Origin of the sequence: Nostoc sp. (genome assembly GCF_036916655.1) — a bacterium.
Lineage (GTDB): Bacteria > Cyanobacteriota > Cyanobacteriia > Cyanobacteriales > Nostocaceae > Nostoc.
Genome location: NZ_JBALFY010000117.1, coordinates 101,602 through 118,285, shown reverse-complemented (window position 1 = coordinate 118,285; position 16,684 = coordinate 101,602). Strand labels below are relative to the sequence as shown.

Sequence of the window (16,684 nt, the reverse complement as noted above, 5' to 3'; positions counted from 1 at the left end):
AAATTAAAGATTAACTACAGCTAGGACGTTGATCGGCATCGACGGCATAACTACTATCTGAGGCTTTTTTGGCACACAATAAGGTTTGCACCCAGGTATCATCTCGGCCAACTTCTCGGAAGTATTCATTGGGTTTGTCATCTGGCGTTATCGCTAATTTTTGCGAAAATGCATCTGGTGATTGCGACAGCAAGGCGACATCATAACCCCACTGCCGTTTAGGAGCTAGATAAAAAGGTACTAGACCATTAGAGTTAGCGATCGGATATACTGCGCTAGATGAGGTATTTAAGAATGCTACAAATGGCCCAGTAGCATAGACACTACGGCCTCTTTGGATAAAAGAGCCGTTAATTTTAGCTGCAATAGCTGCGTTTAAGTCGCTAGTTGGGTTCCAATTTTCCAGTAAGCGGACAAAGTTGTGTAAACCACCATTATCTTCTGTCGGACGAGCTGGGGTGTCTCCCCCTGCTACGGCTAAATTAAAGGTGGTAGCTGTGGCCTGTTGCAGCCAGTTACTATCCTGTGTATTACTAGGGCCTATTCTACTACTTGATGTTGGTGATGTAGTTTCATCAGTGCCGAAAGCCACTTGAATTTGTAAAACTGGCGATAAAGCTGGTTGATCGCTTGTACCTGAGCCTAGAGTAAACTTTGGCGGTTTAGTATCGTCATTAGCAGTAGTTGTTCGAAACCATAGAGCATTATTTTGGGAATCTGGTCTATTAGTAGAATCAAAACTAGTTAATGGAAATTGAGTGATTAACCCGCCTTTGATACCTATAATGGTTGGTTTACTATTAGCATCAACCGTGAGCACTCCAGATGCATTACGGAGAAAGGCAACACGTCGAGGATAGCCTAGATATTTAGAATAAGAACCAGTCGGTGATTGTGATTGTGCTGTTGTACCTGCTAAATGGGTATTCAGAGAAAAAGTTTGTCCAATAACAGTAGTAGTATCAGAGGCTCTTAGACCTGCTGGATATGTAGCAAGATCACCAGGTAGTGTTACGTACCAATCAGTACCCGGATCGCAAGCTGAAACAGGTAGTTTTGGACACACCTCCATTAAATACTCTGGGGCATTTTTCCTTCGTTGGATGGGTGTAACAAAGTTATTGAGGTAAGAGCTACCTTGAGTACCAGTAGTAGTAGTATCAAGGTCTTTGGGCAAGCCGTCAGTACCATACCAGGCAGCATTGATGGTATTACTATTGTTAGTAGTAACTACAGCATTACTACTATTGATAAAAGCAAACCCATTTTTCTGAAATGCGGTAATGGAATTAGTATCCCCTAAATTATTATTTAGGTCATAGTCTCCATCACTCCGGTAGCCCCTTTGAAAGTTGTTAGAAAGAAGTGTGATTGCATCTGACAACACGCTGGCAGGTCGCCATGCGTCCCCAGTGGTACAGTTTGGTAGTCTAGCGTCACCAGTACGACAAGCAAAGTTTTTATTACGGTCTGATGCAGTACGAGAGTAGAAATTGCTCAAATCACTGGCTAGAACTGTATTAAATTCTTCTCCGGTATGTTTATTAAAGTCACCTTGAATATACACAGGCAGGTTAGAGGCTAAAATCAAGCCTTTTTCTGCATCTCTGTAAGCCTGAACACGCCAGAGTGGATCGCCATTGATTAACATGATGCCGTTAGGACGGCGAGTTGGGTCAAGTATAAAGTCTACAGGGCTACTTGATTTTTGAGTATCTTTTTTGTTCTGTTTTTGTGTATCCGTGTCTGTTGATGTAATGCCAGAAGCAGCACTCAAATCTAACAGTGCATCATCCCGCGTAGCGTAAACAATACCACTATTGGGGATTAAATATTCTTGTGTTGTTGCAGTGCCATAAGTTTTTGTCCGCAACTTACTAATGTCTAATACAGTGGTGCGAATTTCCAGAGGTTGGCGGGTTTCTTTGGCGAGTTCGTAGGGTGAAGTCGCCAAGCTTCCTACAGTTGTCAAGGTTCCTATTATCCCAGTTCCATCTCCATTTACACCATCAGGATTGGTAAACGTATTTACACCAAGTGCCGTTGTCGCGTCTTTATGAATTGCCTTAATCTGCCTTCCATCTAAAAAAGCAGTTTCGTAAATTGCACCGTGAGGGATAACGGTATTACTTGGATCGCCGATAGTACCGTCTAATATTTGGATGGCACAGATAGCAGCATCAATAGCAGACTGCTCTGAGAGTGTCCGAGAGGCCGCTGCTTTTGGTAAAGCGGTGCTGAGTACTTCATTTACCAACCGCCCATTGGGATACCTTAAACTAGCTTGGTAGTTTAGTAAATCTGAATAATCAGAAACCCCCTTTGTTGGAGCTGCGTAGACAATACCATTATGAGATTTACCACCTGTGGCTTTGTCATAGATAAAACCTGTTGCAGATGGAAGACTATTGAGGTTCTTAGCTGTAGTGCTATTAGTGGGATCGTAAAAGCTACTTATACAAGCAATAGGTGTAGGGGTTGCCGCAACGTAACCACTCGCTTGGTAGTGATAAACTGCTGTAGCCCGCATCCGTAAATACGGTGTATAAGTAGTATTGGGTAATACTATATTGCTATTTTGAGTATCTTGGATTGATTTATCAGCTTTGATGGCAATAGTATTAGGTACAGGCATCATATCTGACCAAATTCTATTTGTAGCCGCTGCCGCTGTGTTTAAATCAGTTTGGCTACTACTAACAGTGTAATCTTTAGGCAAATAAATCCCTGCACCAGTGATTACCCGTAAGCCGCCTACAGGATCTTGGGGAGTAGTTGGTACTTTAGAAGCTGCTGATTCCCAGTCTCCATCTCGGTCAACAGTTCCTAAATCAGCTAGTTGCTGTACACGACTACGACGATTGCGAGTTCCAGTTCCGTCGTCCCAGACAATACCTGTAATATTTTGGGTATCTGTGCTATCTGAACCAATAAAAGTCGTCCCGTTCCACCACAATGCAGGTAGGTTATTGCCAAGCAAAACGCGATCGCCAACGTATTGTTCTTTACCTAATTGTTGCTGCTTAGTTGTCTCTGTAGCGCTAGGTAACAGCTTAGTACTATCAGAACTATTAAGTTTGAGCGTTAATTTGGCATAGTTAGTATTAGTTTTACCATCACTAGGATCAAAGGGATAAACCCAAGTGTCTGGTGGACGCAGCGAGTCACCACTTCCTTGTAGGGGTTTATTATCAGTAGTATTATAAGTTCCTGCCGCATCTGTACCAGAAGGAATTTCATTATAGGGTACACGGCGAGTACGTTTTTTAAAGTAGAGTCCTAGCTGGTTATTACGGATACTAGCTTGTTGTGCTGTAGAGGCAGTCGAGGTGGTTAGATTTAATACTTTTAGTTGCTGTGTAATACCATCTTTGACTTCCTGTGGGTCAGTAGATGCATCGTAAGATGCCTGCGCTTGTACTAAGAGATTGATGCGCTGTACATAAGCGGAACTATTGTAGGCAATATTAGTCGGTACTCCGGCAACTGATTTGTTATCTTTAACACCATTACTGGTATTAGGATCAGATCCTTGTCCTTGGAACAAATGTACTAGAGTACTGTTACCTAAATCACTATCATTCGTGAAACCACCTGCTGCTAAATTGCCACCGACAATAATTTTGGAATTGTCTTGATCGTAAAAACAGGAATTTTTACTACTAACCTGATAAAGTGTAACAGTTTGAGCACCGCTACCAGTCAGGAAGTTACTATTAGTTAATATCCGTCCATTGAGGTTAAATGCAGGACCAGGGGTAAGTTCTATATCATCTTCATAAACCACCGCATTGTTAACTAGCGGTAGTTGTACGCGATCTTGTTGATACTCTAAACCTGAAAAGCCTTTATTACCTTTGAAAGATTCGTAATTACCACTGGCTGATTGGTCAGTGATGGGAACATTAGCAGTGTAAACAAAAAAGCTTTTTTTGAGCTTGCTAGCGATATTAAACCAGCCTGTACTCCCCACTAAAGTAGCACTTGTTCCTAGAGTATCTTGACAACCGTTGCTTATACTACCAGAGGTCATGGGCGGAGTTCTGGCCTCTAGAGGATTTCTAGCACGACTATATGCGCCATTAGTTATAGGCGGATTTCGGAAATAAATTCCATAAAGAGTATAAGTGTCAAATTTCCCATTGTTATTTGTATCAATCGGGTACATCCATGCGGTTGGTAGTACTGTTTGACCGGTATAATTCAGATTTAGTTGAGTTTCATCTCCAAAAGTATATTCATTCAAATAATTTTTGAAGGCACTCTCTAAAGCTGTATCTGAAGGTGTAGCTCGTGGGAGCCGACGGTCATCAAATAGCTTGTCTAATTTTGCTCTAGCTCTGTCAAGGGCAGGTGATGCGGCGTTAAGTACAGCCTCATTCACCCGGACATTACTAGCATTTTTGGAGCGTTCAAAAGACCGAAACAAAATAACAGTGGTCAACAAGACGACTACTATTAAAACCATTGCCACTGTCGGCAACAAAAACCCAGCATTTTCTGAGCCGCGTTTTCTTCGAGTACCAAAAAGAGTCCGCAGGAGCCAAATAATTTGCTTGTTAATTGCAGATAAAAACTGCTTGCTAATTTGTTTGAAGGTTTTTTGAATTGCCTTGACTAGCTGACGTTTTCGAGACATAGCTGCTTCCCTGTCAAGTTGTTTTTAGTGAGGTTTCTATTTTTTTGATATCTTTATTTTATGGCTGTCAAGTATTTTCACAGACATAAGATGAAGCTATATTTATGTGCCTACTGCATCTGGTTTTACGAAATTCCAAATGAAGTAGCTATTGCAAAAGAGAATTTGTTTAAAGTTATATCATTAATGAATTGTTGATTTTATCCGGTAAATACTGATTTTTTCAGAATTGTTTAATTCAAACTCGGTCAAGAATAAGAGCATAACGTCACAGTAAAATTGCGGAAATGTATTTTATTTGAAAGGAAATTTATGAAGATGTTGTTAGCAGAGTAGACCTATAGTACCCATCTGTTAAAAGAAAAATATCAGTTATTGCAAAATAATCAGATGTTAAGCGAAAATTCCCGACTTCTCTAAGAAGAAGCCGGGAATTTTGCTGTTTACATTGTTTTTATGAAGAGGTCATTTATAAAGAAAGCCAGGGCAATCAATACGCTTAGGTTAAGGGCTACTGGCAACAATTTTGGGTTGTAGAGACGGCGATTTATCGCCGTCTCTACAAGTGTTTTGGACTTATCTGAACTGTATTGGGACAAATGGAATGATGCCTTCGGCACGCCAAGGCAAAGGTATGTACACAAACATAGACGCTTTGCGGCTTCCCGTAGGGTATAGCGGTTCTTAATTGCATAGAAGAATACAGACCATTATTTGTAGGGGCACAGTATTGCTCATTGGTGTCAACTTAACGTGAAACCGCTCGTCCGCCGGGAATTGAAATTCCCGTCTCATAGCTAAAGTCATCTGAAGATGACTAAATATCGCTAAAAATCTCCAGTCTACTTCAGTAGACTTAAGCTAAAAGCCAAAGAAATTTATTTCCGGGCGGGCATGGATGCCAACAGATAAGCTATTTCCAGCTTAAGTTGACACTAATGGCATCTTGCCCACCCCACAAGAGTTTTAATTCCAGGCAATATGCAGGTTAAACGTCCAACAGCTTAACTACTGATTCAATGTAAGTTGACATTAAAGAGAAATGTCTCTCATTGAATTTGCCAGATGCTATGTAGCAATCTGTGGTACTGACACCTTCACCGGCACTTTTTTACTAAAAGACAGACCGTTTTCATTTTTGTCAATGATAATCGTGTCTCCAGAGATAAAAGTATTTTCCAGTAACTTGGTGGCGAGGGGGTTTTCTACTTCTCGCTGAATTGCGCGTTTGAGTGGACGCGCACCGTAAACTGGGTCATAACCTGATTCAACAAGATGATCGCAAGCTGATTGGGATATCTCAAAGAAGATTTTTTGCTCGCGGAGGAGATTTTCTACTCGTTTGAGTTGAATACGGATGATCTGCCGCATTTCTGTGCGATTTAAGGTATGGAAGAGAATAATATCATCGACGCGGTTGAGAAATTCGGGGCGGAAATGCGATCGCAACCCATCCATTACCCGTTTCCGCATCGTTTCATATTTGGAATCATCACCAGATACATCCAAAATATGTTCGCTACCAATGTTACTGGTCATGACAATAACGCTGTTACGAAAATCTACCGTCCTTCCCTGAGAATCAGTAATTCTCCCATCATCTAACACTTGCAATAAAATATTAAACACATCGGGGTGCGCTTTTTCCACTTCATCTAGCAGCACCACTGAGTAAGGGCGGCGGCGAACCGCCTCGGAAAGTTGACCGCCTTCTTCATAGCCTACATATCCCGGAGGCGCACCCACTAACCGAGAAACTGAGTGTTTTTCCATATACTCAGACATATCTAAGCGCACCAAGGCATCATCAGAATCAAAGAGAAACTGAGCTAATGCGCGGGCGAGTTCGGTTTTGCCCACACCTGTAGGGCCCATGAACAAAAATGAACCAATGGGACGAGAGGGATCTTTCATCCCCGCACGGGCGCGACGAATTGCGGCGGCTACTGCTTCTACAGCCTCTTCTTGCCCAATGACTCGTTGATGCAAATGACTTTCTAGTTGCAGTAATTTTTGCCGTTCTGATTCCAACAGGCGATTAACAGGAATTCCTGTCCACTTGGCGACGATTTCGGCAATATCGGCTTCGGTGACTTGTTCTCGCAGTAACGTGGAACCTTGGTTTTGAATTTCTAAAAGGCTCGCTTCTTTCGCTTCGCGATCGCGTTGTACTCCTTCTAATTTGCCATACTTCAATTGGGCAGCTTTATTCAAATCATAAGCACGTTCCGCCTGTTCGATTTGCACTCGCAGCGCATCTTCTTCTTTCTTTAAGGCGCTGATAGCTTCAAGTATCTGCTTTTCACCTTGCCATTGCTCGTTAAATGTCAGCTGTTTTTCCGTTAAATTGGCGATTTCTTGCTCAATTCGTTCTAAACGTTCTTTAGTTTGGGGAGTACCCTTTTCTTCGCCAGCTAACGACAGTTTTTCCATTTCTAACTGCATGAGGCGGCGATCGATGGTTTCCAATTCGGCTGGTTTGGAGGTAATCTCCATTTTCAACTGTGCTGCTGCTTCATCCACTAAATCAATGGCTTTATCTGGTAGGAAGCGATCGCTAATATAACGCGCTGACAAGCTTGCTGCTGCTACTAAAGCCGAATCAGAAATTTTGACGTTGTGATGCACTTCATAGCGTTCTTTCAATCCCCGCAGAATGGAAATAGTATTTTCCACCGTTGGCTGATCGACAAATACTTGCTGAAAGCGGCGTTCTAAGGCGGCATCTTTTTCTATGTGTTTGCGGAACTCGTCGAGGGTAGTAGCGCCAATACAACGCAGTTCTCCCCTCGCCAACATTGGTTTGAGCAGATTTCCGGCATCCATCGCCCCTTGTTGGTTGGAACCTGTACCGACTACGGTATGCAGTTCGTCAATAAACAGGACGATTTGCCCGTTAGATTCCGTAACTTCCCGGAGAACAGATTTTAGACGGTCTTCAAACTCACCCCGGTATTTGGCTCCAGCAATCAAACTACCCATATCTAAAGAAATGAGTTGGCGATTTTTTAGCGATTCGGGAACGTCACCATTAACCATTCGCTGTGCCAAAGCTTCAGCGATCGCAGTTTTACCTACCCCAGGTTCACCAATCAAGACAGGGTTATTTTTGCTACGACGAGACAAGACTTGAATTACCCGCCGAATTTCGTCATCCCGCCCAATCACCGGGTCGAGTTTTCCCGCTTTTGCCTGTTCTGTCAAATCTCTGCCAAATTTTTGTAAGGCTTCATAGCGGGATTCTGGGCTTTGATCTGTCACCTTTTGGCTACCGCGAACGGCTTTGATAGTAGCTTCTAGTTTAGCGGCATCCGCACTAAAGCCTTTGAGGATCTTTCGTCCAATGCGATCGTCTTCAGCAAAGGCCAAAAGTATATGTTCTACGGAGATGTAGGAATCTTTCATCCTAACTCTAGCTTCCTCGGCTCGGTCTAGTAAAATATCTAAATTGCGGCTAAGGTAAAGCTGATCGCTTTTACCAACTTTGGGCTGACGTTGGGTAAAGGCTTCTAGCTGCTGCTGCAAGCGGATTGGATCTACTTCAGATCGAGCCAGGATACGTATCGCTAGACTAGTGGGTTCTTCTAACAGGGCAATAATTAAATGTTCAACATCTAGTTGCTGTTGTTGATAAGCACGTACTATATCCTGAGATTTAACAATTGCTTCCCAGGCTTTATCAGTAAATTTATTTGGATCTGTAGGTTGCATCTTTAGAATTTTGGAATTTTGATTTTTAGTTTAGGGATTGGGAGTGGGGATTGGGGATTGGAAAAACTTTTCTCTAGTCACTAATTCCTAGTCACTAGTCCCCAGTCCCTAATTATCCAAGCATTCTCAGCGTATATCCGTGTGTATCTCTGGTGGCAATTTTGGCTTGGTAATTGGTGATAGTTTAATCCATTACCTATTTCCTAATTTAACGTGTCGTGGAAGTCCCCACCTTCTCTGCGAGACGCTAACGCGAACAATGTACTTATAAGGTGGGGATTATGAGCGGGATGTGAGAATTGCATCCAGTATGGTTTTTTTGCGTCAGCAAAAACAAATACGCTTATGATACTAATAGGATTTACGCAGAAGAGATCCCCTAACCTGCTTAAAAAGGGGAGGCAAAAAGCGAAAAGCCTCACGTATCTAGGTTTACCAGTATGAGATGCCAATGTGCGGGGAGATTGAATCTTCCCGCGTCTGGTTCAACTTTTCAAGATATCTCTTCAGCAAAAGTTGCTATCCAGATCCCCGACTTCTTCAAGAAGTCGGGGATCTAAATCCAGCTGAAGTAAGTGATATTCCACCCTAGCGGATAATTTATTTTTTTGGAAATCCGTTATGAGAATTACTTACTCACAAGTTGCTCTTGTGATTCCTGTTTGACTGCTGACCCTTGACTTCCAAGTTGAATCAGTTCAATTTTATATCCATCTGGATCTTCCACAAAAGCAATTACTGTCGAACCATGTTTCATCGCCCCTGGTTCACGCACGATTTTACCGCCCTGGCTGCGGATTTCGTCACATGTAGCGTAAATGTCATCAACACCAAGGGCAATGTGACCGTAAGCATTACCCAATTCGTACTTTTCCACTCCCCAGTTATATGTTAGTTCGATTACCGAATTGTCGCTTTCATCGCCATAGCCAACAAAAGCGAGGGTAAATTCTCCTCCTGGATAATCTTTTCGGCGCAGCAGTTTCATTCCTAAAACTTCACAGTAGAACTTTAAGGACTCTTCAAGGTTGCCTACCCGCAGCATTGTGTGTAGTAATCGCATATTGACCTTTTCTGTGTAATTGATTTAGTGTTATTCTCTGCAAACATTTTACCTAGCTCAAAGTCTTAAGGTAAAAATGCCGTCATAGAAAGAATTAAAAGCTTAAAGGACACGATAAACAATTACCCATTCTTGGCGTTGATTCCGATCCCTATAGTGAAAATCTTCTTTAATCTCAGCCAATAAAGCCTCTTAACAGCATAAGCTAACGATTGGGTTAGGCAACTGGACTGGATGCGTAACACACTCGAATAAAGGATAAAGTACAGATGAGTAAATTTCTAGATACTGCCATTGAGGCGATCGCAGCCCGTGAAATTCTTGATTCACGCGGTAGACCGACAATTGAAGCCGAAGTGCATTTAGCCAACGGTGTTGTCGGACTGGCGCAGGTTCCCAGTGGCGCTTCCACAGGCACTTTTGAAGCTCACGAACTGCGTGATGGCGATAAAAGCCGTTATGGAGGCAAAGGCGTACTCAAGGCAGTACAAAACGTCAAAGAAGCACTTGCACCAAAATTACTAGGCTTGGATGCCCTCAACCAAGAACTCCTAGACCGCACAATGATCGCGATCGATGGTTCTCCTAACAAATCCAATTTGGGCGCAAATGCGATTTTGGGAGTTTCCTTAGCAGCAGCCAAAGCTGGTGCTGAATCTCTTGATATTCCTCTATATCGCTATTTGGGTGGCCCTTTAGCGAATTTGCTCCCAGTACCGTTGATGAACGTGATTAACGGTGGCGCACACGCATCAAATAATGTGGATTTTCAAGAATTTATGATTGTGCCAATTGGCGCAACTTCTTTCCGAGAAGCATTGCGCTGGGGTGCAGAGGTGTTTGCAACTCTTAGTCAGGTATTGGATGAAAAGGGTTTGCTTACTGGTGTGGGCGATGAAGGTGGTTTTGCCCCTAATTTAGAGTCCAATCAAGTAGCTTTGGAATTGTTGGTTGCTGCCATTAAGAAAGCTGGTTATAAGCCAGGGGAAGAAGTCGCTTTGGCATTGGATGTAGCGGCTAGCGAATTTTACAAGAATGGGCAGTATGTTTACGATGGTAAACCTCACGCCCCGGCTGAGTTTATTGATTATTTAGGACAACTAGTTGACCAATATCCAATTGTGTCAATTGAAGATGGCTTGCATGAAGAAGATTGGCAAAGTTGGCAATTACTTACCCAGAAGTTAGGTTCGCGGGTGCAGTTGGTAGGGGATGATTTGTTTGTTACCAATGCCACTCGCTTACAAAGAGGCATTCAGGAAAAAGCCGCTAATGCCATTTTGATTAAACTCAATCAAATTGGTTCACTTACCGAAACCTTAGAAACGATTGATTTGGCAACTCGCAACAGTATCCGTTCAGTAATTAGCCATCGTTCTGGTGAAACCGAAGACACAACGATCGCTGATTTAGCTGTAGCAACCCGTGCCGGTCAAATCAAAACAGGTTCTCTGTGTCGCAGCGAACGCGTAGCAAAATATAATCGCTTGCTGCGAATTGAAGATCAACTAGGCGATCGCGCCGTTTATGCTGGTGCTGTGGGGTTAGGGCCAAAGTAGGGACTGGGGACTGGGGACTAGGGACTGGGGGCAAGAATTCTTCCCAATACCCAATACCCAATCCCTAATCCCCAATCATGGATAAAACCCCAACTTAGGCAACCCCAAGGTTTCATCCCAGCCCATCATCAGGTTTAGGCACTGAATAGCTTGGCCCGCCTGTCCTTTAATTAGATTGTCAATTGCTGACATGACAATTACGCGACCTGTGCGCGGGTCAACTTCTACACCGATGTAACAAAGATTGCTGCCATTAGCCCATTTGGTTTGGGGGTAAATACCGCTACCACAGACTTTTACCCAAGGAGAGTTACGGTAGAAGGCTGAGAAAATTGTGATTAAGTCATCTCGCACTAGACCAGGGTCGCTCATCTTGGCATATACCGTTGCCAAAATCCCGCGTACCATTGGGATCAGGTGCGGTGTAAATTGGATCATGAGTTCGTGACCAGCTAGGTCACTGCAAATTTGCTCAATTTCTGGGGTATGACGGTGACGACCGACGTTGAAAGCTGCGATTGAGTTGTCTGCTTCAGCTAGTAATAAGTTGGTTTGAGGCTGTCGTCCACTGCTAGATGTGCCGGACTTGGCATCGATAATAGCTGTTTCTGGTACGATTAAACCTTGCTTTAAGAGTGGCGAAAGTGCAAGAAGACTAGCAGTGGGATAGGAACCAGGACAGCCAATGAGTTGAGCTTCGGCAATGCGATCGCGATAAAGTTCTGGTAATCCATAAACTGCTGTCGCTGCAATTGTGCGATCGCTTCTCTCAATGCCATACCAATTTGTATAAGTTGTCAAATTACTAAACCGATAGTCTGCACTCAAATCTATAACTTTACATCCTTTTTCCAACAGTTTCGGCGCGATTTGGCAAGCCAGACCATTTGGTAAAGACAGGAAAACTACTTCACAGCGGTGAGCAATTATTTCTGGTTCTACAGCCTCTATTAGCAGGTTAGTTGCATGAGCTAGATGCGGGTAGAGATCCCCGAAGGATTTCCCGATACTAGTCTCACCACCTAAATAAACCAGTTCAACTTCTGGATGATCCATCAGTAATCGTACTAACTGTACTCCGCCATAGCCCGACGCGCCAACAATCCCAACGGGTACGCGTCTAAATTTGCCCATGATCTGAAATCCTTATCCCATGAATAGTTAATTCGTTCTCAGCTATCAACAATATCAGCGACTAGACGCGTAGCGCACAAAACGCCCCAAACGGGGAGATGGGGGAGAAATGGGGGCAGAGGAAGAGTTTTGCCTCCCCTGCTTATCCGAGCAGTATTGCCCCTCATCCCTCTCATCCTTTACTGTCGCTGCACTTTATCTCTACTTTTAATGACATAAATTCTTGTCACGCGATCAAATTATTGCTAGTCTACTTCTCTGCCTTATAAAGGAGCTACAATCTAAAAGGAGAAATTGTAAAAAAAATTTACGTTTATAGCTGGAAATCTTTCTGTGTCACAGCCTAATACTACCCAAGCTTTTAAATTTGATTCGATTGATGCCGCCTTAGCAGACCTAAAAGCTGGTCGCGTCATTGTAGTGGTAGATGATGAAAATAGAGAAAACGAAGGCGACTTGATTTGTGCTGCCCAATTTGCCACACCCGACACGATTAATTTCATGGCGGTGGAAGCGAGAGGGCTGATTTGTTTGGCAATGACAGGCGATCGCCTAGACGAGCTAGACTTACCTTTGATGGTAAGCAACATTACAGATACTAACCAAACTGCCTTCACTGTCAGTATTGATGCCGGGCCAGAATTAGGCGTAAGCACAGGCATCTCAGCCGAAGACCGCGCCCGCACTATCCAGGTTACTCTCAACCCAGCCACAAAACCCACCGATTTACGTCGCCCTGGTCATATTTTTCCCATTCGGGCTAAGGCTGGAGGCGTACTCAAACGCGCAGGGCATACGGAAGCGGCTGTAGACTTATCTCGACTAGCAGGGCTATACCCAGCCGGGGTAATTTGTGAAATTCAAAACCCTGATGGTTCAATGGCGCGGTTGCAGCAGTTAGTTGAATATGCTAAACGTCACAATTTAAAAATTATTAGTATTGCGGATTTAATCAGCTATCGCCTAAAGCACGATCGCTTAGTGTATCGTGAGGTGATTACCAAGCTGCCTAGTCAATTCGGCCAGTTTGAAATTTACGCCTACCGCCATACTCTGGATAATACAGAACACGTTGCAATTGTCAAGGGCGATCCAGCTAACTTCAAAGATGAGGCAGTAATGGTGCGGATGCACTCAGAATGCTTAACTGGTGACGCTTTGGGTTCTTTGCGTTGTGACTGTCGGATGCAGTTGCAAGCTGCACTGAAAATGATTGAGGCTGCTGGTCAAGGTGTAGTTGTATACCTGCGCCAAGAAGGGCGGGGAATCGGCTTGATTAATAAGTTGAAAGCCTACTCATTACAGGATATGGGGCTGGATACAGTCGAGGCAAATGAGCGTTTAGGATTTCCTGCTGACTTGCGAGACTACGGGATGGGGGCACAAATGCTCATGGATTTGGGTATCAAAAAGATTCGCTTGATTACCAATAATCCCCGTAAAATTGCTGGAGTCAAAGGCTATGGGTTGGAAGTAGTCGATCGCTTGCCATTGTTAATTGAAGCAAACGATTACAATTCTTATTACCTGGCAACAAAGGCGAAAAAGCTGGGTCATCTGCTGTTACAAACTTATTTAGTAACAGTAGCAATCCACTGGCAAGATGACCCGGAAGCTGTGACAGAACGCTATGAACGCTTAGAAAAACTGCGACATTTAGCGAGAAGTAATGATTTATTGTTGCAGGAAGAAGCGCGTCCGTTGGCGATCGCTATATTTGACGAGCCATCTTTAACAGTACACTTGGGTTTAGATCAGCCAAAAGTTGCTAGCTGTGATTGGTATCAACAAAGCGGTCATCCTTATGTACAGGCGGTCTTTCAAATTCTCGATAACCTCGCTACTTTGCCATACATCCAGAAACTAGAGTTTCTGATTTCTTCTGGTTGCGATCCTTTGAGCAATTTACAAGTCCAACTAGATCGGCAGACATTCACCGATGGTACACTGCCTTCATCGATTAGCGATCGCTTGGAGACACAGCAAATTTACAGCTTTAGCAAAAAGCCACAGCCCTAAAAGCCAACTTCTTAAGGGGTTGGAGGATTTATTGTATGTAAGTCTTACATTCCCCCCAAACTCTTCAGCCGTTCTTTTATATAACAATGAGAGCAATCAAAATTATTGTTGAAAAACATAATGACGGTTACGTAGCATATCCCTTGGGTATCAAGGGGGTTGTAGTTGGCGAAGGTGACAGCTATGAAGAAGCACTAGCTGATGTTAAATCTGCTATCTACTGCCATATAGAGATATTTGGTCAAGAAGTTTTAGAAGAGGAATCACCAGTTTTAGAAGCTTTTGTGGCGGAAGCTGAGGTTCCTATTTAATGGTTAAATTCCCAGTAGATGTACCTAAAGCTAAAGTTATTAAGACATTGGAATTTCTGGGATTCACTGTTATTAGGGAGCGAGAGCATATTGTTATGGAGCGAGAAAACGAAGATGGAACAAAAACCCCACTGACTATGCCTAACCATTCTCAAATTAAAGGTTCGACGTTGAAATCCATTTGTACTCAAGCGGGTATCTCAAGAGAGGATTTTTTGTCTGCTTATGAGCGAATCTGAAAGCAATACTGCTCGGTTAAGACTAAAAAATAGAAATGTGTAGCGAATTAGGCGATCGCTTTGAAACTGAAGTTCAATTATAAAACTCGCATTACAGATACTTTTGCACCAACCGCTCATGTAGCATAGCTTTTTTCAAAAGATGTTTCGTTCATAATCTTCACGTTCCTTTCGAGTAGCTAGACGGGCGCTGATGATACGGATAGCATTGGAACGTTAGCTATCCGCTATCAGAACTGTTTTGCCCAATGCCCATTCCCAATTAATAATGAGTTGCCGACTTGCGATGATGGACGGCTGTAACGCCATCAGTATCTAGCAATTTGCCACTCTCCACAGTCGCATAAACTAGCCAGTGGTCGCCAGATTCCATCCGGTTTTGTACGGAACATTCGAGATATGCTAGGGCATCGGTAAGTATGGGAGAACCGCTTTCCGTTTCTTCGGCGGCGACATCAGCAAATCGGTCTTGTCCTGGCCCAAAAGGTTTGAGAAAGTGCTTCATCAATCCCAAGTGATTGCCTTCTTTAAGGATGTTGAGGACAAATTTGTTTCCTGTATGGGTCAGTGTTTCTACTGCGCGGTCTTTGGCGACGGCGATGGTTAAACCAGGTGGGCTAAAGCTAGCTTGAGATACCCAAGAAGCTAACATGGCACTGGAGCGATCGCCTTCCTTGGCTGTAAGTACGCAAAGAGAACCGACAATGCGACCAACTGCTTGTTCTACAGTTGTTGCAGGTTGGCTTGGCGATCGCACTTTTCTCGCTTTCTTCAGTGCTTGGGCAAAGTCAGTTCCAGCTTCTTCACATAATTGCAGGGTAGCATCGTCGGGTTTGAATTTGACGCGGATGGTATCAAAACCAAACCGATAGCCAGCATCTTTTAATTTACTTTCAATTAAATCAACTGCTTCCCCACTCCAGCCAAAGGAACCAAAAGCACCGGCGAGTTTATTGTTAGTAGCGGTGGATAGTACAATTCCTAAAGCTGTTTGTACGGGTGTCGGTGCATGACCGCCGAGAGTCGGAGAACCGATGATGAAACCACCGGCTTTTTCCACAGCCGCCCGGATTTCTTCTGGTTCAGTGAATTCGCAGTTAATCGATTCTACAGCGACACCAGCTTTGGTGATGCCACGAGCGATCGCTTGGGCTAATGTGGCTGTATTACCATAAGCTGATGCATAAATTAACGCCACTGTCAAGTCAGCAGATGTTTGCTGTTGACTCCATTCCCGATAAGCTTTAGTCAATTCAATTAAACCATAGCGCACCAAAGGCCCGTGCCCATTGGCATACATTCGCACAGGAAAATCGACAAGTTTATCCAGTGCTGTTTCAACTTGACGGGCGTGGGGAGCCATGAGGCAATCAAAATAATAGCGCCGATCTTCGTTATATACTTCCCAACCTTCATCAAATACCTGATCTCCACAAACGTGCGCCCCAAATAACTTATCTGTGTACAAAACTTCTGTTTGCGGATCGTAGGTGCAGAGTTGATCTGCATAGCGGGGATTGGGGGTGGGAATAAATTGTAAATTGTGCCCATTACCCAAATCTAGGGTTTCTTCGCCCCGCATCACAAGAATTTGCAAATTTGGATTTTCTAGCGCCGCACGTAAATTTATTGCCCCTGGATTAGAACACACAAAGGTAATTTGCGGGGCAATTTCTAACAAAGCTTTTAAAGTTGCAACGCGGTTAGGATTTACGTGCCCCAAAATTACATAATCTAAATTTTCAAAATGGAAACGTTGCTTTAAAGCTTCTAAATAAATTTGCGTAAACGTTTCCCCAGGAGGATCGATAATTGCGGTTTTCTCGCTTTCTATTAAATAAGAATTAGCAGTTGTACCCTTAGCAAGAGCGTATTCAATTTCAAATCTCAGCCTTGACCAACTGCGCGATCGCAGTATTCTCGTATCTGTAGCTATTGGACAAACTTGAACATCACGGGGTTTATTTTGTGACATAGCTTTATTGGGGATTGGGGACTGGGGATTAGGG

At 43.5% G+C, this 16,684-nt stretch carries 9 protein-coding genes; 4 read left to right on the top strand and 5 right to left on the bottom strand.

Annotated elements, in window-relative coordinates:
• Positions 1 to 10 precede the first annotated feature (10 nt).
• The 3 genes from hpsA to gloA all read right to left on the bottom strand — a co-directional run bounded on the left by hpsA (position 11) and on the right by gloA (position 9,413).
• Complete coding sequence (hpsA, locus tag V7L31_RS30945) at positions 11 to 4,639, bottom strand: hormogonium polysaccharide biosynthesis protein HpsA (protein WP_334699771.1); 4,629 nt, start codon at positions 4,637 to 4,639, stop codon at positions 11 to 13.
• A gap of 1,068 nt (positions 4,640 to 5,707) precedes the next feature.
• Positions 5,708 to 8,350, bottom strand: coding sequence for an ATP-dependent chaperone ClpB (clpB, locus tag V7L31_RS30940; RefSeq protein ID WP_334699770.1), 2,643 nt, complete (start codon positions 8,348 to 8,350; stop codon positions 5,708 to 5,710).
• A 628-nt stretch (positions 8,351 to 8,978) separates the two neighbouring features.
• Positions 8,979 to 9,413 (bottom strand): lactoylglutathione lyase, encoded by a 435-nt coding sequence (gene gloA / locus V7L31_RS30935; RefSeq protein ID WP_334699769.1) that lies wholly within the window; start codon positions 9,411 to 9,413, stop codon positions 8,979 to 8,981.
• A 269-nt stretch (positions 9,414 to 9,682) separates the two neighbouring features.
• On the opposite strand from gloA, the gene eno reads away from it, so the two are divergent.
• Positions 9,683 to 10,972 (top strand): phosphopyruvate hydratase, encoded by a 1,290-nt coding sequence (gene eno / locus V7L31_RS30930; RefSeq protein WP_334699768.1) that lies wholly within the window; start codon positions 9,683 to 9,685, stop codon positions 10,970 to 10,972.
• A 75-nt stretch (positions 10,973 to 11,047) separates the two neighbouring features.
• Here eno and argC read toward each other — a convergent pair whose 3' ends face one another.
• Positions 11,048 to 12,106: an N-acetyl-gamma-glutamyl-phosphate reductase gene (gene argC, locus V7L31_RS30925; protein WP_334699767.1), complete on the bottom strand. Its 1,059-nt coding sequence runs from the start codon at positions 12,104 to 12,106 to the stop codon at positions 11,048 to 11,050.
• Positions 12,107 to 12,439: 333 nt separating this feature from the next.
• Here argC and ribBA point away from each other — a divergent pair, with 333 nt between their 5' ends.
• From ribBA to V7L31_RS30910, 3 genes are all read left to right on the top strand, one after another.
• Positions 12,440 to 14,125, top strand: a complete 1,686-nt coding sequence (ribBA, locus tag V7L31_RS30920; RefSeq protein WP_334699766.1) for a bifunctional 3,4-dihydroxy-2-butanone-4-phosphate synthase/GTP cyclohydrolase II — start codon at positions 12,440 to 12,442, stop codon at positions 14,123 to 14,125.
• A gap of 86 nt (positions 14,126 to 14,211) precedes the next feature.
• Positions 14,212 to 14,436 carry a type II toxin-antitoxin system HicB family antitoxin gene (locus V7L31_RS30915; protein ID WP_334699765.1) on the top strand — a complete coding sequence of 75 codons (225 nt, stop codon included), beginning with the start codon at positions 14,212 to 14,214 and terminating at the stop codon, positions 14,434 to 14,436.
• Positions 14,436 to 14,675 carry a type II toxin-antitoxin system HicA family toxin gene (locus V7L31_RS30910; protein WP_334699764.1) on the top strand — a complete coding sequence of 80 codons (240 nt, stop codon included), beginning with the start codon at positions 14,436 to 14,438 and terminating at the stop codon, positions 14,673 to 14,675. The genes V7L31_RS30915 and V7L31_RS30910 overlap by 1 nt, the downstream gene beginning before the upstream one ends.
• Positions 14,676 to 14,937: 262 nt before the next feature.
• Here V7L31_RS30910 and V7L31_RS30905 read toward each other — a convergent pair whose 3' ends face one another.
• Entirely contained in the window at positions 14,938 to 16,650 is a 1,713-nt protein-coding gene (locus V7L31_RS30905) for a diflavin flavoprotein (RefSeq protein WP_334699763.1), read from the bottom strand.
• Positions 16,651 to 16,684 lie beyond the last annotated feature (34 nt).

Bases quoted from the DNA above. Each gene is read 5' to 3' on its own strand.
- eno (WP_334699768.1), top strand. From the start codon at position 9,683: ATGAGTAAATTTCTAGATACTGCCATTGAGGCGATCGCAGCCCGTGAA.
- V7L31_RS30905 (WP_334699763.1), bottom strand. From the start codon at position 16,650: ATGTCACAAAATAAACCCCGTGATGTTCAAGTTTGTCCAATAGCTACA.
- clpB (WP_334699770.1), bottom strand. From the start codon at position 8,350: ATGCAACCTACAGATCCAAATAAATTTACTGATAAAGCCTGGGAAGCA.
- hpsA (WP_334699771.1), bottom strand. From the start codon at position 4,639: ATGTCTCGAAAACGTCAGCTAGTCAAGGCAATTCAAAAAACCTTCAAA.
- V7L31_RS30910 (WP_334699764.1), top strand. From the start codon at position 14,436: ATGGTTAAATTCCCAGTAGATGTACCTAAAGCTAAAGTTATTAAGACA.
- V7L31_RS30915 (WP_334699765.1), top strand. From the start codon at position 14,212: ATGAGAGCAATCAAAATTATTGTTGAAAAACATAATGACGGTTACGTA.
- argC (WP_334699767.1), bottom strand. From the start codon at position 12,106: ATGGGCAAATTTAGACGCGTACCCGTTGGGATTGTTGGCGCGTCGGGC.
- gloA (WP_334699769.1), bottom strand. From the start codon at position 9,413: ATGCGATTACTACACACAATGCTGCGGGTAGGCAACCTTGAAGAGTCC.